Source organism: Mucilaginibacter sp. P4_C11, assembly GCF_056402115.1.
In genome coordinates, this window is the sequence record NZ_JBFUIA010000009.1 from 151,572 (window position 1) to 172,748 (window position 21,177).

General features: G+C 43.2%; 12 protein-coding genes. 7 read left to right on the forward strand and 5 right to left on the reverse strand.

Annotated elements, in window-relative coordinates; all coding sequences use genetic code 11:
- Positions 1-350 precede the first annotated feature (350 nt).
- The 6 genes from AC1DU2_RS10655 (at position 351) to AC1DU2_RS10680 (ending at position 12,430) form a co-directional block, all read left to right on the forward strand.
- Complete coding sequence (locus AC1DU2_RS10655) at positions 351-3,710, forward strand: TonB-dependent receptor (RefSeq protein ID WP_477384239.1); 3,360 nt, start codon at positions 351-353, stop codon at positions 3,708-3,710.
- 56 nt (positions 3,711-3,766) lie between these two features.
- Positions 3,767-5,653: a RagB/SusD family nutrient uptake outer membrane protein gene (locus AC1DU2_RS10660; protein ID WP_477353799.1), complete on the forward strand. Its 1,887-nt coding sequence runs from the start codon at positions 3,767-3,769 to the stop codon at positions 5,651-5,653.
- Positions 5,654-5,696: 43 nt separating this feature from the next.
- Positions 5,697-6,881: a DUF5000 domain-containing lipoprotein gene (locus tag AC1DU2_RS10665; RefSeq protein ID WP_477384241.1), complete on the forward strand. Its 1,185-nt coding sequence runs from the start codon at positions 5,697-5,699 to the stop codon at positions 6,879-6,881.
- A 33-nt stretch (positions 6,882-6,914) separates the two neighbouring features.
- Positions 6,915-8,027: a DUF4998 domain-containing protein gene (locus AC1DU2_RS10670; protein ID WP_477384243.1), complete on the forward strand. Its 1,113-nt coding sequence runs from the start codon at positions 6,915-6,917 to the stop codon at positions 8,025-8,027.
- A gap of 233 nt (positions 8,028-8,260) precedes the next feature.
- Positions 8,261-11,515 carry a glycosyl hydrolase gene (locus AC1DU2_RS10675; RefSeq protein ID WP_477384245.1) on the forward strand — a complete coding sequence of 1,085 codons (3,255 nt, stop codon included), beginning with the start codon at positions 8,261-8,263 and terminating at the stop codon, positions 11,513-11,515.
- Between the two features lie 21 nt (positions 11,516-11,536).
- Positions 11,537-12,430, forward strand: a complete 894-nt coding sequence (locus tag AC1DU2_RS10680; protein WP_477384247.1) for an AraC family transcriptional regulator — start codon at positions 11,537-11,539, stop codon at positions 12,428-12,430.
- A gap of 13 nt (positions 12,431-12,443) precedes the next feature.
- Here AC1DU2_RS10680 and AC1DU2_RS10685 read toward each other — a convergent pair whose 3' ends face one another.
- The 3 genes from AC1DU2_RS10685 to AC1DU2_RS10695 are packed head-to-tail and all read right to left on the reverse strand — an operon-like array spanning position 12,444 to position 17,317.
- Positions 12,444-13,262: a sugar phosphate isomerase/epimerase gene (locus AC1DU2_RS10685; RefSeq protein WP_477384249.1), complete on the reverse strand. Its 819-nt coding sequence runs from the start codon at positions 13,260-13,262 to the stop codon at positions 12,444-12,446.
- Between the two features lie 19 nt (positions 13,263-13,281).
- Complete coding sequence (locus AC1DU2_RS10690) at positions 13,282-14,742, reverse strand: GH39 family glycosyl hydrolase (protein WP_477384251.1); 1,461 nt, start codon at positions 14,740-14,742, stop codon at positions 13,282-13,284.
- A 1-nt stretch (position 14,743) separates the two neighbouring features.
- The gene (locus AC1DU2_RS10695) at positions 14,744-17,317 is read right to left on the reverse strand and encodes an alpha-L-rhamnosidase C-terminal domain-containing protein (RefSeq protein ID WP_477384253.1); all 2,574 of its coding nucleotides are present in this window, start codon (positions 17,315-17,317) and stop codon (positions 14,744-14,746) included.
- Between the two features lie 510 nt (positions 17,318-17,827).
- Between AC1DU2_RS10695 and AC1DU2_RS10700 the strand changes: the two genes are divergently transcribed.
- On the forward strand, positions 17,828-18,652 hold the full coding sequence (locus AC1DU2_RS10700) for a phytanoyl-CoA dioxygenase family protein (protein ID WP_477384255.1): 825 nt from the start codon (positions 17,828-17,830) through the stop codon (positions 18,650-18,652).
- A 49-nt stretch (positions 18,653-18,701) separates the two neighbouring features.
- On the opposite strand, the gene AC1DU2_RS10705 is transcribed toward AC1DU2_RS10700, so the two are convergent.
- The gene (locus tag AC1DU2_RS10705; RefSeq protein ID WP_477384257.1) at positions 18,702-20,180 is read right to left on the reverse strand and encodes a family 43 glycosylhydrolase; all 1,479 of its coding nucleotides are present in this window, start codon (positions 20,178-20,180) and stop codon (positions 18,702-18,704) included.
- Between the two features lie 79 nt (positions 20,181-20,259).
- Positions 20,260-21,138 (reverse strand): AraC family transcriptional regulator, encoded by an 879-nt coding sequence (locus AC1DU2_RS10710; protein WP_477384259.1) that lies wholly within the window; start codon positions 21,136-21,138, stop codon positions 20,260-20,262.
- Between the last annotated feature and the right edge of the window lie 39 nt (positions 21,139-21,177).

Here is a 21,177-nt window from a genome sequence, read left to right on the forward strand (position 1 = left end):
ATCCGCCACCTCCGTCTTTACAATAACCAATACCTAAATGAGTTGCGTGGCGTGCTGTTTTGTTAAAACAATCACGGTTGTCATGAAGCTATAAATGGGTTTTCAATAAAAGAAAACAATAACCAGCCTAAAAAACGAAAGGAGAAGTACTATGAATTAACCTTACTAAGCCTCAAGGTAAAAACAAAACCAGGGATGCTTGCGACAGCCCTGGTCAACGTTGGCCTATTGAAATCATTCCCGTTATAGAAACAACTTTCATTTCATAAACCTAATTCCAAATGTATAAAACTTATACGGCATTTTGTTGCGGCATAAATTCCCGCGTAATGCTCCAATTCATCAAGATAATGAAGCTTACCATTATTTTAATAATTGCCACTCTGCTACAGGTTAGTGCTGCCAGTTACGGGCAAAAAGTAAACCTGGCAGTAAAGGAGGCATCGCTTGAAAATGTTTTAAAGCAGATAAAGGCACAAACCGGCTTTAACCTGCTTTACAATCCCAATGCGCTTAAAGAAACCAAATTGATCAGCCTCGATCTTAAAAACGCTTCTGTTGATTATGTGCTGCAAAAATGTTTTGATGGGCAACCCGTTACCTATCTCATCGAGCGAAAAACCATTATTGTTAAAATGAAGCCCCCGACGATGGTGTTTGACGAGGTAAAGGACGAAAATCAAAAGGTTACGGTAACCGGAACAGTGAGGGATTCGCTTGGCACCTTGCCTGGTGTAACCATCAAGATAAAGGGCACCGGTTTAGGAACAAAAACCGATGAGAACGGAAAGTTTGTGCTGGATATACCCAATGATAATGCGGTACTGGTATTTTCTTTTGTTAGCTATATTACGCAGGAAGTGCCTGTAGATGGAAAAACCGTCATCAACGTACTGCTAAAATCAAATAAGAATTCAATAAGCGAGGTGGTTGTAGTAGCCTTTGGTACACAAAAGAAAACCGATTTGGTTGGCTCGGTTACTTCCATTAAACTGTCCGAGCTTAAAATTCCATCAAGCAACCTTACAACAGCGTTGGCAGGCCGCGCCGCAGGGCTTATTGCCTTTCAACGTGGAGGCGAACCCGGCAAGGACAATGCTGATTTCTTTATCCGTGGTGTTACCACCTTTGGTTACAAAAACAATCCCTTAATACTTATTGATGGGATGGAACTAAGCACCACTGATCTGGCCCGCTTACAACCAGACGATATTGCCAGTTTCTCTATCCTGAAAGATGCCACATCTACCGCTGTATACGGTGCACGGGGGGCCAACGGTGTAATTTTGGTAACCACCAAGCAAGGTAAAGTAGGTAAAGCACAAATAGCATTCCGGTTAGAAAACTCCATTTCAACTTCGGTACGGGATATCGAAATGGCCGATCCGGTTACTTATATGAAACAATCCAATGAAGCGATATTAACACGTAACCCATTGGGCATAACCCTTTACAGCGACGAGAAGATAGCAAACACTGCGGCCGGGTTAAATCCTATTATCTATCCCGCCAACAACTGGAAGAAGCAGGTTTTTAAAGATTATACCATGAACCAGCGCGCTAACCTGAATGTAAGCGGTGGCGGCGATGTTGCAAAATACTTTGTTTCGGGATCGGTAAACAGGGACAACGGCATGTTGAAGGTTGATCACCGAAACAATTTTAACAATAATATTGATTTAACAAGTTACTCGCTTAGATCAAACATTACCATAAACCTTACTAAAACAACGGAAATGATTGTCCGTTTAAGCGGCAATTTCGACGATTATACAGGCCCTTTGGATGGCGGTGCGGAAATGTACAGAAAAGTTATGCGCTCCAATCCTGTACTATTCCCTCAATATTACCCGGTAGACGCTGATCATGCGTTTGTTAAACACATCATGTACGGCAATTATGACCAGGGTGGCTATACCAACCCCTATGCAGATTTGACCAAGGGGTATATGAACTATTCACGATCACTGATGCTGGCACAGTTAGAAGCCAAGCAGGATCTGTCTGGATTAATCGACGGGCTTTCTTTAAGTGCCATGATGAACATTAACCGTACATCATATTTTGATGTCAGACGGTCATACAATCCTTATTTTTATTCGCTTACCGGGTATGATCCTGTTGCTAATACCTATTCAATAACAAATATTAACGAACCCACCGCAACAGAATACCTTGACTACAACCAGGGAGGGAAAGATTTGAATTCTACCTTCTACGCGCAATCCATGTTAAGTTATAACCATCAGTTTAAAAAGCACGGCTTTAGTGGTTTGCTGGTATATATGATACAAAATAACATCAGCGCAAACGCTCCTGATCTTCAGCAATCTCTTCCCTTCAGAAACGTAGGGGTATCAGGAAGGGCAACTTACAATTACGATAGCCGCTATTACCTGGAGTATAACTTTGGTTATAACGGATCTGAAAGATTTTCTCAAAAACACAGGTTTGGCTATTTTCCATCTGCCGGTGTTGCCTGGAGTATATTCAATGAAAAATTCTTCGAAAATATTAAGCCCGTTGTTAATAACCTTAGGTTGAGGGCCACTTACGGATTTATCGGAAACGATGCTATCGGGTCGCCGTCAGATCGTTTCTTTTACCTCTCTAATGTGGATATGAATGCCAATTACCGGGGTGCTACTTTTGGAAACGGCCAGGGAGCAGGCACTTATTTAAACGGTGTAAACATATCCCGCTACGCCAATGACGACATCACCTGGGAAAAATCGACAAAAACAAACCTGGCGCTTGAAATAGGGCTTTTTAATAAGCTGAAGATCAACGCCGAGATATACTCCGAAAAGCGTAAAAACATCCTGATGTCGCGTGCGTCAATTCCGGTTACCATGGGTTTAACTGCCGATGTACGGTCAAACGTGGGCGAGGCTGCAGGAAAAGGAACTGATATTTCGATAGATTACCAGGACAATATAGGAAAGGATTTTTGGTTTTCGGCAACCGGAAACTTCACTTACGCCAGGAGCAAGTATACCGTTTACGAAGAGCCGGTTTATGACGAAAAATATCGCAGCCGTATAGGGAATCCTATTTTTCAGGAATACGGATACATTGCAGAGCGGCTTTTTGTTGACGATGCAGAAGCGCTGAATTCTCCGAAACAAAACTTTGGCCCTTACGGCGGCGGCGATATAAAGTATACCGATGTAAACCGCGATGGTCAAATTACAGATGCAGATCGTGTTCCTATCGGTAATCCACGATTACCGGAAATTGTTTATGGGTTTGGGTTTTCTATGGGGTATAAAAACTTTGATTTTTCGGCTTTCTTCCAGGGGTTGGCAAATGAATCATTTTGGATTGATGCCAACAGTACATCACCGTTTAATAACCAGACACAATTATTAAAAGCCTATGCCGATAGTCACTGGTCTGAAGATTCACGTAATGTTTATGCCCTTTGGCCAAGGTTAAGCCCGGATATTAACAATAACAACAACCAAACCAGTACCTGGTTCATGCGCGACGGTTCATTTTTGCGCCTGAAACAGGTTGAACTTGGGTATAAGATCTCTCAAAGTTTACAGAAGAGTTTGCACCTCTCCAACTTCAGGATCTATGTGAACGCAACTAACCTGCTTAATTTCAGCAAGTTTAAATTATGGGATGTAGAAATGGGTGGCGATGGCCTTGGCTATCCTATTCAGCGCGTGTTTAATATTGGTTTAAATGTATCAATAAGGTAAATACCGCATTAGGGCGCAATTAATTTATACCAGTTAAATTCATAAACACACATATTATGAGAAAATATATTGTAACAGGAACTTATGCATTGCTCTTTTTAGCTGCATTAACTTCCTGCAAAAAGTTTTTAGATGTAGTTCCGGATAACGTGGCCACCATAGATAACGCCTTTACCATGCGTACCCAGGCTATGAAGTTTTTATTTACCTGTTACTCCTTTATGCCAAAAAATGGCCAGTTAGGCGATGACCCGGCGATGGTTGGTGGCGATGAGCTATGGGAAATTCCCGAAAGGGGCGCCTATTTAGATATGGCCAAAGGCTTTCAGAGTAAGGTTGGTCCGCTGGGCGATAGGTTTCAGCCAATGTACCAGGCCATCAGGGATTGCAACATTTTCCTTGAAAATATTGGAAAAGTACCCGATATGCAGGAAACAGAAAGAAGACGATGGATTTCGGAAGTGAAATTTCTTAAAGCCTACTACCATTTTATCCTGGTGCGGATGTACGGGCCTATTCCGCTCATCAAAACTAATTTGCCTATTTCGGCAGATGTGAACCAGGTAAAAGTAGTTCGCGATCCTGCAGATTCTTGTTTTAGTTACATCGCGAAGCTTCTCGACGAAGCAGCACCGGGGCTGCCCTTAACAATCATCAGCCCGACTACCGAAGCAGGGCGCATTACGCAGCCCATCGCACTATCCTTAAAAGCAAAAGTATTGGTTACGGCTGCCAGCCCGTTATTTAATGGTAACACCGATCAGAGCAGTTTAAAAAACCTGGACGGAACACCGCTATTTAATACCACCTATTCAAAAGTAAAATGGGATTCGGCAGCTACTGCCTGCAAAAGGGCTATAGATGTGTGCGAATCTGCCGGCATAAAACTGTATGTCTATAACCCGGCTTTTCAACAATTTACCCTTACAGATACCATTAAAACGCAGTTAAGCATCAGAAACGCCGTTACCGAGAAATGGAACAGCGAGATCATCTGGGCTAATACCCAATCAAATACGGCTGATTTACAACGGTTGATATCAAGCTGGTGGGACCCATTATACCTTGACGGCGTTATTACAAGGGGAGAACTTTCGCCTCCTTTAAAAATTGCCGAACTGTTTTATACCGCTAATGGTGTACCCCTTGATGAGGATAAAACCTGGGATTATAACGGACGTTATGGTTTAAGAACCGCAGGGGATGCCGATAAGTTGTACATACGGAAAGGCTATACCACCGCCGGACTGCATTTTAACAGGGAACCACGGTTTTACGCAGACCTTGGCTTTGATGGCGGAGTATATTATGGACAGGGCCGTTTTGATGATAAAAAATATATGGACCTGTTTTACCTGGAGGGCAAGTTTAAACAGCGGGATGGTAAAGGCAAATACGGTTATAATACGGTAACGGGATACAACCTTAAAAAACTGATAAATTTTCAAAATACAATCAACTCATCTAACGATTACTCGGTTATTGACTATCCTTATCCTATAATGCGTTTATCTGATTTGTATTTGCTTTATTCTGAAGCGTTGAATGAATCAGGAGGGCCGTCGCCTGAGGTAAATAAATACATCGACCTGGTTAGGAAACGCGCCGGTTTAGGTACCGTTGCATCATCATGGACCAACTACTCTACCAATCCGGTAAAGTTCCAGAACCAGGATGGTATGCGTGCTATTATTCACCAGGAGCGCCTTATCGAGCTGTCTTTCGAATCGCAACGCCTGTGGGACCTGCGCCGGTGGAAAGAATCATCCAAAGAGTTAAATAACTCAATTAAAGGCTGGGATCTATCGCAAACAACCCCCATATCCTATTACCGCATCACTGTGCTTTTTAACCAAACGTTTGGGGCAAAAGACTACTTCTGGCCTATTGCAGAAGGTAACATGACAGCTAACAGGAATTTAGTTCAAAACTTAGGTTGGTAAAAAATATCATTTACAGGTTGATCACATAATTAAAACAGGAAAAATGAAAAAGATATATTTTATAGGAGGGTTGCTCGTCGCCCTTTTATGGTACAGTTGTTCAAAAGAAGGAAGATTAGACTTTGTAGATTCAAATGCACCAGCTCCTGCGCAAATAAGCGCGGTAAAGGTTGATGCAACTCCCGGGGGAGGCATACTAACCTATACGCTTCCGGCCGACCCTAACCTGGCTTACGTAAAGGCCGTATATGAAATACAGCCGGGCGTTTTCAGGGAGGCAAAATCATCAAGATATACAGATACATTACGTTTGGTGGGTTTTGGTGATACATTGAAACATGCGGTAAAGGTTTATAGTGTGGGTAACAATGAAAAGGTGTCGGACCCTATTTCAGTTGATGTAACGCCCAAAACACCGCCCGTTAAATCGGTGTTTAAGACCTCGAATTTTTCGGAAACATTTGGCGGCGTAAGCGTCTCGTTTAAAAACCCCGATAAGGCAGATTTGGCTATTGTGGTATTAAGAGATACCACAGGCAATAACAATTGGGTAACCGTGCGCACGTTTTATACCGCAGCAACCGCCGGTAATTTTGCTGCCCGTGGCTTTGAATCAAAACCCCAGAAATTTGCGGTGTTTATACGCGATCGCTGGAATAATAAATCAGACACGTTGGTTAAAACACTGACCCCTAAATTCGAGATTGAAATTCCGAAAAACACCTTTAGTAAATTGGTATTGCCAACCGACCAGACTGAACTTGCAGATCCGGGTTTTAATATTGAAAATATATGGAACGGATTGGCCGACAGGCGAATTTATGCTTCATCAAATGCCTCGTCGCTGCCGCAATGGATCACCATTGATTTGGGTAAAAAGGTTTTGATGAGCAGGTTTAAAATGTGGATGGAACCTAATGACCATTGCTACACAGGATCGGGTTTAAAAAACTTTGAACTATGGGGATCAAATTCGCCCGATCCGGATGGCGGATGGACACAGTGGACCTTGCTGGGCAATTTTACAACATTTAAACCATCGGGCTTGCCGCTGGGCCAAAAAACCAACGAGGATATCAATTATGCTACCAACCTGGGTGCCGATTTTAATTTTGATGTGCAGCCCTCTGCAGTACGTTACCTGCGTTTAAAATCGCTGGAAACATACAGTAGTCCGGGCCAGGTGGTAATCATGGAGATGACGTTTTTTGGCCAGATAGTACAATAGGTATTTTACTTAATTAATCGTAAAAATCATATAATGAAAAAGATATTGCATGTCGGACTAATAGTATTCATTACTATTTGTGTTTTTGCAGCTTGTACCAAAATGGATGCAACCTACAAACAATTTGTGGTTCCGGGTGGATTAACCTATACCGGCAAAGCTACCGCACCCAAAGCCTATTCCGGCCTTAACAGGATAAAGATTGCATGGCTAAGGGGATCGGACCCATCGGTAATAAAAGCCAAAATTTTCTGGAATAATTTTAAGGATTCTTTGTCTGTTGATATCCCGCCTGCCGGGGATACCGTAAGCGCGATGATTACCAACCTTGACGAAAAAAGCTATACGTTTGTTATTCGTACCTATGACGGGAAAGGAAATTCGTCCATACCTGTAGAAGTAGTAGGCGGCTCTTATGGTGTTAAATACCAGGCGCAACTGTTAACCAGGCCTGTAAACTCAACCGTATTAAGTGCCAAGGGCAAGCTTACCATTAATTGGGGCGGCGCCGATGTATCAAACGGGGCTTTTGCATCAGAAGTTAAGTACACAGACGTTGCCGGTAATGTGAAATCGCAGGTGTTTTCGGTGGATCAGAAAACCTCGGAAATTACCGATATTAAACCCAATACAAATTATAAGTTCAGGACGATATTTAAACCTGATTCTTTGAGTATCGACAATTTTTATACCGCTTATTCAGATGGAGGGTTATTTGCATTTGACAAGAAAGACTGGAAGATTATTGACTATTCAACGCAGCACTCAGCAGGAGACAATGCGGTAACCAATTTTATTGACGGTACCGACGCAACACGCTGGCATACCTGCGCCGGCTGTTCAAGCTATCCGCATTATGCAACAATAGATATGGGTATAGAAAGAACAATTACCCAATTTGGTGTTTGGCGCACCACTTTTGAAACCGGAGGTGACGACCGTGGACCTGATAAATTTCAGTTTTTTACCAGCACTGATAATAAAAACTGGGTAAACCAGGGCACGTTTAATTTTAACCGTTTAATTAATGGCGAGCAACGGTATTTGACCCCTAATAATCCAAGGGCGAGATACTTTAAATTTGTTGGCATTAGCGGCCCGCAGAGCTATATGGTAATGGGCGAAATAAGTACCTATGGGTTATAGTTAGCCACAAAAAAAACACTATAATTTCAAATTTTTAAAAAATTGTTATTGGTTAACAAGGCATGATATGGTTATTTATTGGGAATAACCGCATGCAGGGAAGTAGCAGGAGAAATCCTGCACTTCCTTTTTTAGCGTTAAATACGTTCCAATGCAAAGCGTGAAGTTTAAATCAGTCCAATACATCAACATAAATAAAATGAAACTCCCCTGTTATATTTATAAAAAAACTTATGACGATATCTATAAAAAATAGCTTGTCACTCCTCTTCCTTTTTTTCATTACCCAGGTAACCAAAGGTCAAAATGCTCATAGCATTACTCCGCCCAGGTCAGCAAAGTTTGATGCAATTGAAAAAGATTTTAAAATGATTCCGGATTCTATTCAGACCAGTGTTTACTGGTATTGGTTATCGGGTAATGTTTCAAAAACAGGGGTGGTAAAAGACCTGGAAGCCATGAAAAAGGTGGGCATTAACAGGGCATTTTTAGGAGATATTGGTTTAAACGACGTGCCTTATGGGAAGGTTAAATTTCTTTCGGATGAGTGGTGGGATATTTTACATACAGCGCTTAAAACGGCAACACGCTTAAATATTAAAATTGGACTGTTTAACGGACCGGGATGGAGCCAGGCGGGCGGGCCGTGGGTTAAACCGGGGCAAAGTATGCGCTATTTAACATCGTCGGAGGTATTGGTAAAGGGCCCCTTGCTTTATAATAAGCAGCTGCGTGAGCCACAATCAAATTTTCAGGATGTAAGGGTTTTGGCGTATCCGGTTCCGGCTGATTATGGTGCCGATATCAGCGAAGTAAAACCCCGGCTATCATCAGCGCAAGGAATCGACTCGCTGAACAACCTGATGGATAATAACCTGGCTACCGGGGTTCATTTTAAACAGGGCCAGCAACTGTCGGTAGATATCAATACACAAAAGCCATACACCGTACGCAGCATAACCATCTCGGCAACGCATCAGCCGGTTTACCTGGAAGGAGATATACAGGTAAAAACGAAGGATGAATATATTACTGTTAAGCATTTTATTATCGACAGGCGAAGCCCGGCGTTAAACTTTGGCTTTTTGCCCTGGGCCAAATCGGCAATTTCTATACCGGCAACTACGGCTACCGGTTTTAGATTATTGTTCACCAACATCTCTGGTAATTCGGGCATAACAGAATTGAAAATGTCGCCAACGGCGGTGGTTGATAGTTATATGGAAAAAACGCTGGCCAAAGCCTGGCAAACCGAAGACCTTACCTGGAATGCCTATCTCTGGAATCCGCAAGCCAATGAGCAGTCAAAATATATTATAAACCAGGCGCAGGTGATAGATGTTTCAAAATACATGGCTGCCGACGGTACGCTTAACTGGCAGGTGCCTGCCGGCAACTGGATAATTGAGCGCACCGGAATGGTACCCACCAACATGCACAACGTGCCTGCAACGCCCGAGGCCACAGGTTTTGAAACAGACAAAATGAGCAGCCAGCACATTAATGAACATTTTGACAATTATGTGGGGCAGGTATTAAAGCGCATTCCGCCAGAAGATCGTAAAACCCTTACCGTAGTAGTGGCCGATAGTTACGAAACGGGTAGCCAAAACTGGACCGATTTGCTGTTACAGGAATTTAAACAGAAGTACAATTATGATGCTACGCCATTTATACCGGTTTTACAAGGTAAAGTGGTTGGCAGCGCTGTCCTGTCCGACCGTTTTTTGTGGGACCTTAGGCGCCTGATTGCAGATGATGCCGCTTTTAAATACGTGGGCGGCCTTACCAGGAAAAGTCATGAGCATGGACTTACCACCTGGCTTGAACCATACGGTTATTTTGGATTTCCGGCTGAATTTTTACAATACGGAGGCCAGTCGGACGAAGTGGCGGGCGAATTTTGGCTTGACGGGCGTTTGGGTATGTTTGAAAACCGGGCGGCCTCTTCGGTGGCGCACATTTATGGTAAAGTTAAAGTATCTGCCGAATCATTTACTTCGGCGGGGGCTCCCTGGCGCATGTACCCCGGAAATTTGAAGGCACGCGGCGACCGCTTTTTTACTGATGGCATAAACAATACCTTGTTGCATGTTTTTATACACCAGCCCGAGGATGACCCGAAACCGGGCATCAGTGCCTGGTTTGGTACCGAATTTAACCGGGGGAATACATGGTTTTTTGATATGGATGTGTTTGTGAAATATTTAAAGCGGTGCAACTTTATGTTGCAGCAAGGCCAATATGCGGCTGATGCCGCCTACTTTATAGGCGAGGACGCCCCAAGGATAATGGGAGTTACAGATCCTGAACTACCCAGGGGATATTCATTTGATTATATTAATGGTGATGTGATAAAGGGGAGTCTTTCGGTAAAAAATGGAAAGCTTTGCCTACCGAATGGCATAAGCTACAGTATTTTGGTTATGCCTAAGCTTAGCACCATTCGCCCGGAGTTATTGGCTAAGATAAGGGAGTTGGTGCGCAACGGAGCAGTGATATTAGGGCCGAAACCAGAAAGGTCGCCAAGTTTGCAGGGCTATCCACAAGCAGATAAACAGGTAAAGTTAATGGCCGCTGAGTTGTGGGGCAATATTAATGGTACAACAAATAAGGTAAATCATTATGGCAAAGGCCTTGTAATTAGCGGCATGAATATGCAGGAGGCCTTGAACCTGGTAGGGGTTGCCCCGGATTTTAAAACAGAAAAGAACGACCCGGTACTGTTTATCCACAGGAAACTAAACAATGGATCGGTTTATTTTATATCGAACCAAAAAAACGAAACGATTAACATTGCCGCGCAGTTTAGGGTAACCGGCAAAAAGCCCGAACTTTGGGATGCCGTGACCGGCACCGTACGCAATTTGCCATCATTCTATTCAACAGCAACCCATACCACCATCCCTTTAAAGCTTGCGGCCAATGAAAGTGCCTTTATTATTTTCAGGAAAGATGGGGCGGGCAGCGATACAACAAAGTCAAATTACCCCGTGCCTAAGCAAAGCATAGGTATAACAACACCATGGGCCGTAACATTTGATAACGCCATGGGCGGGCCCGCAAAACCGGTAACATTTGGTTCGTTAACCGATTGGTCGCTTAATGCAAATGATAGCGTTAAATACTATTCGGGTGCAGCATACTATCGCAACACCATAAACATTGATAAGATTGAAAGCGGTACAAACTACGTAATTGACCTTGGCCTTGCCAGGGATATAGCCAAAATAACAGTAAACGGTATTGAAATGGGTGGCGCATGGACACCGCCATACCGCCTGGATATTACAAAAGCATTGCGGCCGGGCAAAAATCAGCTGCAAATTAAAATTGTGAATACCTGGGTAAACCGCTTGCTGGGCGATGCCAAATTACCGGCCGATAAAAGGAAAACAGCAGCCCTGTTTGGCCCCGATGCGGGAAAGGGTTTGGAACAATCAGGATTGCTGGGACCGGTAACAGTTAATATGTATACCTATAATTAGGCGTATATTTACCTGTAAGCAATGCAGAATTACCAAAAATATCTGAATGTAGGACCGGCCGAAAAAAACTGGGGCTTTTATTTGAATACAGTAGGCTCTGCAAAAGTGGGGCCTAATAAAAACTATCCCAACAATCGCGAACATCCGATAGATCACTCCTTTACCTGGGATAAGGGGCGCATACTTAGCGGTTATTACATTGTTTTTATTACAAAGGGCGAAGGTATACTGGAATCGGCAAAAACAAAGGCTTTTGAGGTTAAAGCGGGAATGTGCTTTTTACTATTCCCGGGGATATGGCACAGGTATAAGCCACATCCGCTATCGGGATGGGAAGAATATTGGGTAGGCTTTAACGGCGAATATCCCGACGAGTTAATGCGAAAGGGCGTATTTAAACCCGAGGCCCCTTTTATTGATGTTGGTTTGAATGAAGAGCTACTCCAGCTTTTTCATACATTGATAAAAACTGTTGAACGTGCAGAAATAGGATACAGGCAAATTGTAACTGGCATAACACTTCAAATGTTAGGCCTTTTAAGCGCACTTTCAAAATTTCATGATCAAACCGGAAGCAAAAATGAACGGCTGGTTTCAAAGGCTAAATTTTTGTTGCAGGAATCGGTTGAAAACCCGGTGAGTTTAGAGGATATTGCCAAAGAGCTCCCAATGGGATATTCTAATTTCAGGAAAACATTTAAGCAGGTTACCGGCCTTTCTCCCAATCAGTATCACCTGGAGTTGAGGCTTGATAAAGCAAAAAATCTGCTTACGTTTACAAATTTAACGGTAAATGAAATTGCTTATCAAACCGGGTTCGAATCGATTTTTTATTTTTCGCGTATGTTTAAAAAAAAGAATGGTTTGGCGCCAAAGCAATTCAGGAGCCGGCTTGCAAACCATCAACAGATGTAATACCCCCGATATTTTATATCCGGCTGTACCGTTCTCTTAGCAAATCTTTCATGTAACAGTTAATTTCAAACTGATTGGCCATTGGCTTAACACTAAACGGGGCTTTGGGCATGTACGGTTCGGGGCCAAACTCAGTGGTTATGGGTAATATATCCCGACCGATTTGGGTGTTGTTTAAAACTATCTGGTCCCACCAGGTAAGGAAGTGGTTAAGTGCGTAACCCCACTCCCTTGCCCGCGGATCGGCCACCTGCGGACCTTGTTCAAAACCAACACGGGCATGAATATGATAACTTCGTTTAATAGCTTCGTCAACAATGGGCTTAAAATTTTCAAGCATACTTTCGGTAACACACACCCAGTGCGAGAAATCGGCCGTGATACTAAAACCCGGGCGGGCCGCAAAGAACCCGATGGTCATTTGGGGCGAGTATCCTAACCTGCCCCTGTGTGTTTCGTGAACTACTTTGATGCCTGTTTTAACGGTAAGTTCCTGGGCGGCATCAACCAGTTCAAGGTTTTGTTCAAAAGTAAAATAGTCCCGGCCCGTATGCGAGTTTATGAGCAAGGGGCAGGGCCCGGCACATTCATAAAGATTTTTAATAAATGAGGCTTTGAATTTTTTTAACGTGCTCCCTTCGGCCCGATGCTGATGGCTCACCATATACATTTCGTGCTTTTGTAAATAATCAAACAAAAGCTTTTTTTCGGTACGGTCGGTTGGTATCCAGGTGTCTATACCGTCGTACCCGGCAAGTTTTATTTTATCAAGAAACCCGCCCAGGGGCAAATGCTCATGTCCCCATAGCGGGCTCAGTATTTTGATTTCCATATTTTAACAAAAAAGGCAATTAGTTGTTGAGTGTAATTGCCTTAACAGCAAATGCTTTCATCTCTGTTTCTTCGCCATTGATAGTTGCTACCGGTGCTTCGTTATGGCCAGATTCCATATCTATGGTGCTCACTTTAGCTCCCTTGAAATCTACAGGCAGTTTTACGTTGATTGCCCTGTTCCTTTTGTTTAAAAGCAATACCTTTTTTACCCCCTGCGTTACATAGGCCTGGGCTAAAATATCATCGCCATTATTGTCGTCCAAAAATGTTTTAACCATTTTACTGCCGGGCGTAAAATTGTCTTTAATCAATTTTAATACCCAATACCGCGCGTTGGGCTTATTATTTTGGTAATTTATCATACTCACATCCGGAAACTGTGTTGGGAAACCAACCAATTGCGATTCGCCAATGATATCTATACCTGCTTTTGAGAGTTCGATAAAAAAATAAGCATACACACTTGCCGATAGGTTCCAATAAGCAGGAATTATTGGCTGGTTGCGCATTTCGTCGCTTACAAAGGTGCCCAGTTCATTAATGTCGGTTTTGGTATTGGGCGCAAGGCGTTTACGAATGTTCTCGATATAACTAACAGTATTCACAAAGCTTTCGGCCTTATCAAAAACAGAATATTCGTAAGCCTCGAATTTTTGCCGGCTATTTGCATTTGCGTAGCAATGGTATGATATTAAATCAATTGGGATACCTGGTTTATGGTTAGCCGGATTAAGGAAATATTCAAACCATCCGGGTTTTACATAGGCAAGGGCCATCCCTACAAATTTTGCTTTGGGCAATACCCCCCTGATGGCTGTAACCATAGCATCATAAATTTTGGTATAAGTTTGCGGCGACATGTTATGCTCAAGGTCGGGTTCATTCAGCACCTCCCAGTAAGGTATTTGATAATGATAGCCAGATTTGTGGTATTTTCCTAATTCGTCGGTAAATCCGCCTTTGGTGTACCAGCTTATTAACCGTACATAATAATCTGTTAATTCTTTCATTGTTGTATCGCGCAATTCGGTACCGCCTGCATAACCCCAGCCAACCTGGTTAGGGTCGTCAGGATAAGGAACAGGCTGATTGGTTTTAAACATCCACTGTGGGATTGTACTAAAGTTGATGATTACAGGATGACCTTTTGTTGCTTCCAAAAAATCGATGGTCATGGGGTCTATTAAACTAAAATCCCATGAGGTGATTTTTTCCGGGGCCTTTAACTCGGCTACGGCAAGCTTAGGGTAAGGAAACCACGGCACATACCGTACATAATCTGCCCCAAGATTTTTTAGCGCATTAATGGCACCTTCGCGCATGGCTCCCTGGGGGCGTAACATGGGGTTGCCAACAACCTGCAGCGTTGGGGTCGATTTAGATATCATCACATTTTCATCCCATCCAATTCTAAGTGTTTGCGCTTTACAAATTAAGCCACAAAACAAAAGGGCTATACTTACAGTTGCCGTCTTCATTTTACTTTAGTTGTTTTTTATTTTTAGCGTTTGCTATAATCGGGTCAAAAAATATTCCACTCAATACAGGATTGTCACCACGTACAAGGTTGATCCGGAATTTAACCGATTTGTTATATGCGTAGGTGAGGTAAGCACCATTAACACTATTACTAACAAGCTTAACGGGCGCAATAAGTTTTGATGTTGCCGCATCAAACATTTCAACCTCAATTTTTCTCCCCTTTTTGTCCCAGTCGAGAAAATAGAGCGATATTTTATAGTCATGTGTGCCCTTTATGGCAATGGTAGATGTAAAGGTAAAACCAATCTGGTCTGCATCCATTGCGTATAAGCAGGCGGCTGTTCTGGGCATGCTGTTGGCGCTATCGGGAGCCGGTGCCCTGTGGTCATTAGTGTTTGATTGCCAAACAACAGGATTTGGCTGTCCATTTCCTTTTACCTTGTAATATTCTACATTAGATACATAAGCGGGCAGCGATGTTTTGTCATTACCGTTCCCGTTATAGTTACACAGTACGTAACCGTCTTTTCCATGAACGCCAGCCCAGTCGCCTTTGGTTGTTGAATCAATTCCAAAGTATTTGGCAGCATAATACTCCGCAGGCTCTGCATACCTGGGGGGAGTGCCGCTATAGGCGGCAACCATTTTATAGCTCCCTGGTTCCACACCATGAAGGTAGACAAATTGCGAATCCTCACTTGCACCGCCAAAGCCCTTAACCGGGTGATAAGTGCCGTCCCAAATGAGCATACCATTGACTTTTATACTGCCGATTTTTTTTTCGGCCTTCGGAATACCGATGCGGCCGACGGTGCCGGCAGGTACCGAAAAAGAGCATTGCCCGGTAGTAACATTAAAGCTTGCACTTATATCGCCCTGTAAAGTTGGTGTTTTCCCGGCAACGTTTGTAAGCGTGCGGCCAAGGTGGGGGAGTATATCAAATGTAGCGAACCCGGGCGAGGTTGGCCTTATCCCAAGCACCTCCTCGCTAAGCCATTTGGTTACACCGGCACCCCATGGATGGCACAAACTGGTAAAACCGCATTGGTTGGCTGGCACCTGCCCGTTTTTGCCAACGGCTGCGTTCCACGATGGCCGGTAATCCTCAAAAAAAGTAGTGCCTCCGTATTTTACCTGGCCACCCCAAAGGTCGCGTATCGAGCTCAAAGCATCATCATACTTATCCAATAGGGCAAATGCCTGGATTACGAAATACTGGTTAAAGGGAGAGTAAGAAATGCGGTTTACCCTGTCGGTAAAACTGTTTTCATAAATTGCCTTCTTCTCGGCAGGGTTTAACAGGCCTGTGGTAACGGCGTCGGCACCTGCATGAAGGCCAAAGCTCCCGTACCAGGCGGCATCTTTCCGGGTTGCAGTTATTTTTTCAGTTGCATAACGGTTGTATTTATCCCGCAGGTCTGTTCGTCCATATATACCCATGGCCGCCGAGAATTCTTTCCAGGCACGTATGGAAAGCATTTTATAAGCATTTTGTGGCTCCGGGATATTAGGATGTTCAAATCCGGCCCCCAAACGCTCGTCCCAGCCGTAAAACTCTAAATTAGGATTGGTTCCAAAAATCTTGTACGCTTCATCCAGCTTTTCGCAGGCATTATCAATATAGGTTTTAACTGTTGCGGTGTCGCCGGTGTATTTATAATAGTCAATCAAACTCAGTACCCAATATAGTGCATAACTCTTGATGCCGTTACTTTGCGTTGATGTGTATGCTATGTTTTTTTTCACAAAATCATAATTCCCAAACGCCACCATCGACGCCGCCTGGGCTGGGTGCGCATCCCCGGTCCAGGAAAACCTGTCGCCGCGGTTCATTAAAATAGCACCTAAATAGTCTTTAAGCAGGTTAAGCTTTACCGTGTATGCGCCGGTGTACCATATGCGCGTAAGCAGGGTATCGCTGCATGAAAAGCTTCCTTTATAATTGGTGGGTTTTATCTGGCAAATGAGCCGCACGCCGGTAATATGCCAGGTTTTAGCAAATGACCGCACTCTAATCCATCCAAACCGAACGCCCTCGTATAAATCGGGGTTCAGCTCAAGGCGGTAGGTATTGCCATGTTTTTTGGGAGATAATGTTTTTGTTGGATAGCTGGAAAAATAATCAGGAGGCTGATTATATTCACTTATAGTCATTTCTACTTTACCGGTAAGGTCAGGACTATCAAACTCCAGCCAACCGGCATTTGTTTGCCCAAAATCAAAGCGGATATCGCCGGCGCCCTTTACTTCAATAACTCTGTTTTTCTTAAACTCTCCCGTATTGAAGCTTGCCGGGTTAGATACTGTCCAGCTAACCGGTTGTAATTGATAACTCTCTAACCCGTCATTTGCACCGGGATTGGGCCAGGTATAATTAATAAGCGGGTCAGGAGACTGCGGATTTGCTATCCCGGTTTTTTTTGCGGATACAGGTGGGTAGCCGGTAATTTGCGATTGTACCGGCTGGCAGTAACCCAGGTACAATACAAAAACCAGAAGCCTAAAAAAAACACGCTTAAAATGAGCTTTTAAATAAACGCGCAGCACAAAAGCATGTGTTAAATAATTCATAGGACAATAATTTAAATAGGCGATTTATAACCTGGTTATCCCAACGAAATTACATCCTTATTGATAAATTATATTTGTTGCAAACAGGCTATTGTTTGCACTTTTTGACATCCGGGGATGATGCAGGAGACAAATGAAGCTTTTTTTGGTTCTCTGTTCCAATGGCTTTAGGTATAATTGAGTAAGGCAAGAAACGTGCTTTGTTAATGGCTTCTATGTCAGAAAGTGCAAGGGAGGAAATAGCTCTTCTTGTTATTACCGGCATTTAACACCTGAACTTGTAGCGCTATTAACGCTTACAGGCATTTAAATGCCTGTCTCAGCTAAGAAAAAGCTCAATTGATTTAGGTTTAATAGAAAAATGAACAGCGAGCCGTTGGCTTTTATAAATGAACAGAAAAAACTGAGGCTGTCAAAAAATGCAAACAAATTCAATTTTTGGTAAAATAAATTGGCAGGGCTATTATTTAGGTTTGTTTCAACAATCAGTTTACCTAAATAATAAATTATATGAACACATCGATAGATCAATCGCAGATTGATTTTTACCAGGAAAATGGTTTTGTAGTAATTGAAGATTTCCTGAGCACCGGGGAACTCGAATTATGGAGGGAAGCCGTAACTGAGGCAATTAATGACAGGGATGGTCAAAAAATTCCGGGCAAAGCCGGTAAAATTGGCGAAGACGATGGGATTAATAAAGACTCGGAGTACCTGAGCAAAGTTTTTGACCAGCTGATTAATCTGTGGCAAACCAATGAAAAAGTTAAAGCGTTGATGTTTAATCCCCAAATTGGCGAGATGGCTGCAAAGCTGGCCGGTGTAGATGGAATTAGAATTTGGCATGACCAGGCCTTGTTTAAAAGGCCATGGGCCAACCCTACATCATGGCACCTGGATACGCCGTTTTGGTCGTTTTCCGATCGCCGGGCATTGTCTATCTGGGTTGCCCTTGATGATGCCACGCTGGAGAACGGATGCCTGTTTTTTATTCCGGGATCGCATCAGGTAACCAGCTTTGAAAATCCCGGTATCGGACGAAACATGGAAATGATATTTAATTTTTATCCGGGCTTAAAACAATCGGCTTCTGTTGCTGCACCAATGAAGGCGGGCAGCTGTTCATTTCATAACGGGCTTACCATTCACGGTGCAAATGCCAACATGACTCCTGGCTTGCGCAGGGCTATGACGTGTGCTTACATGCCCGATGGCGCTACCTTTAACGGCATCCAAAATATTTTAAGCGATGAGCAGTTTAACAAGCTTACCATTGGCGATACTATTGACGACGAACAACAAACCCCTTTGATCTATAACTCCATTGCCAAATGAAGCAGATAGAATGCAGTTAAGGTACAGCGCATTTGCAAGCCATTAGCCGCTATTTTGAAACTATTGTTTTTGAGAACAAGAAGCGTTTTGATGGTTTTGCATTGCCTTCTACATAGTATTCCAGTCCATAGGTCCCTTTAGTTGCCTGGGTGCCAACTGTAATCAAGTAACGCTTTCCTTTTTGTAGCCAGATTTCCGGGCGGATAAGGATGTTTTTTGGAGACCAGCTGATGCTGTCAGCAGCGATATTTACTGAGTATAAGCGCTTGCCTGCCGCATTTTTTATCTCAATTAATAAGCCATCAGTTGGGTGCTGATTTTTAAAACATGATATGGTTAGTTGCCTTAAAATGCCGTCTTTGTTGGCAATAAAAGCCTGGCTGCGCTTAGTTGTACTGTCTATATCGCAAACCGGCGCCAGCTCGTTTACAACAGCATTTTTATGAGTTATTTTTTTTGCCGATGAATAAATGCTAAATGTTTTGTTGCATTCCATTTTGTTGATAGCTCCATGGGCATCGAATGTTAATGGCGACCAATAATAATTGGCCAGCGATTCGTTTTTAGCGCCGTTGTTCCACAGGTCGCTGCCGAAAAGAAAAATCTCACCCGATTTTAATTTGATAGACGATACAAACGAGGGCTGGCCACCGCATGAGTTATCGCTGATCCTGATCCCTTCAGACCATGGCCCCATAGGCGATGGCGCGGTACGATAAGATGCACCGGTTCCGGAGCAGTAGCCGCAGTTTGGATCTGAATATACCAGGTAATAGATGCCCTTCCTTTTAAATAAAGATGGTGCTTCCGTTTCGCCCGGCGTGATGGCTTTGGTAACCTTGCCCGTGCCTGTCAGGTATCCGGCACTTAACTGCTCAACGGCAATTGCGCCCTTGGCCCGCCAATCTGTATAAGCCAGGTAAGCGGTACCGTCATCATCTACAAAGGTATCGTGGTCGCCATTGTTTAGGCCGGCAACAGCGGCCTCACTATTTACGGCCAGTTTAGGTTCGGCCTGCTCAATAAAAGGGCCGGTTGGCTTGCTGCTTGTAAATACACGGTAACCCACCCTGTTATCATAAACGTTTATCCATAATACATACTTGGCGGTGCTTTTATTATAAATAACATGTGGCCTAAAACAACCGTAAGTATTTCCGTCACATCGGGTTTGCCAGATTTTGGTACTCGCATCAAAAAGCGCTCCCCGGTCTTGCCAGGTAACCAAATCTGTTGATGTATATACCTTAAAGCCGCAAAATGGAGCTTCTTTATGTCCCCATTCAAATCCGCAGCCATAACTGGTTCCGTACAGGTAATATATCCCATTAAAATAGGCTATTTCGCCGTCATGAGCGTCAATGGCATCGCCAAGCTTACTAAATTTTGTTACCTGGCCGCCCGCTTTTCCAAAGTTGCTTACCTCTGAAAGTTGCGTGTAGCCGCACAGCGGTAAAAGCAGGCAGCTAATAGCCATGCAGATAAAGGTGGCGACAGGCTTTTTATAAAAATAGTTAAAGAAGTTCATGTTGAGGATTTAATTGGGATTAGTAAATAAGGGTTATCATACAGGCTTGATTATCAATATCGCTGGTTTAAGATTAAGCTTAGCCTGCCGCGCGTTTCCGGTAATCGGTAGGAGACAGGCCGGTTTTTTCTTTAAACAACTTGGCGAAGTAGAAATAAGATTCGAAATTTAATTTGAACGCGATTTCTTTTACAGACATGCCGGGTTCGTTTAGCAACTCCTTTGCCCTGTCAATCTTAAGTTGAATGTAATATTGCCCGGGCGATAACCCGGTATAATTTTTAAAAACTTTCCTGAACCGCGAATAGCCTATGTTTAATTGGGCGGCAGCTTCCTCCGGAGAAAAAGCTTCGGCGATATTGGCCCGAAATAATAACCGGGCCTGGTTTACCACAACTGCATTTTCTTCCGATTCGATAGCATATTGTTTGGTGATGGAATGACAGTAGCCCAGCAAATGCAGTGCAGCCCCCGATATTAACGGCTGATATCCTGGGCTCTCATTTTTGGTTTTTTCAATTATCGAATTAAAAAGGTTAAATACATTTTCATTAAACCCAATATATACACATGGCGTTTCGGGCTTAAAGAAACCTTTTTTAACAAGGTTATCCAGAATTTCGCCCTTTATCCCTATCCAGTATTCATCCCAACCTGTGTTGTCATCGGGTTTATACCGATGCCTTTCACCAGGAAAAAGAAAAATAAGCGTACCTGCTTTTACATCTTTCATCTTACAATGATCAGATTCAAAAATGCCCTGCCCTTTTGTGATATAAATTACCTGGTATTCATTTAAAATCCGGCCATTTTTCCAGTTGAAATTGTGATGCGCGGGATGCGTTTTTGACGGATAACAGCCGGCCGGTTCCACATGTGTGCAACCTGTGTTCAATACACATAACCCCCAGTTTTCATCGTCCTGGCTAACGGGCAAATACTTGTAATAATTGATCATCTCCCGATAATTAAGCAAATAAATGTAAATTGTAAAAGA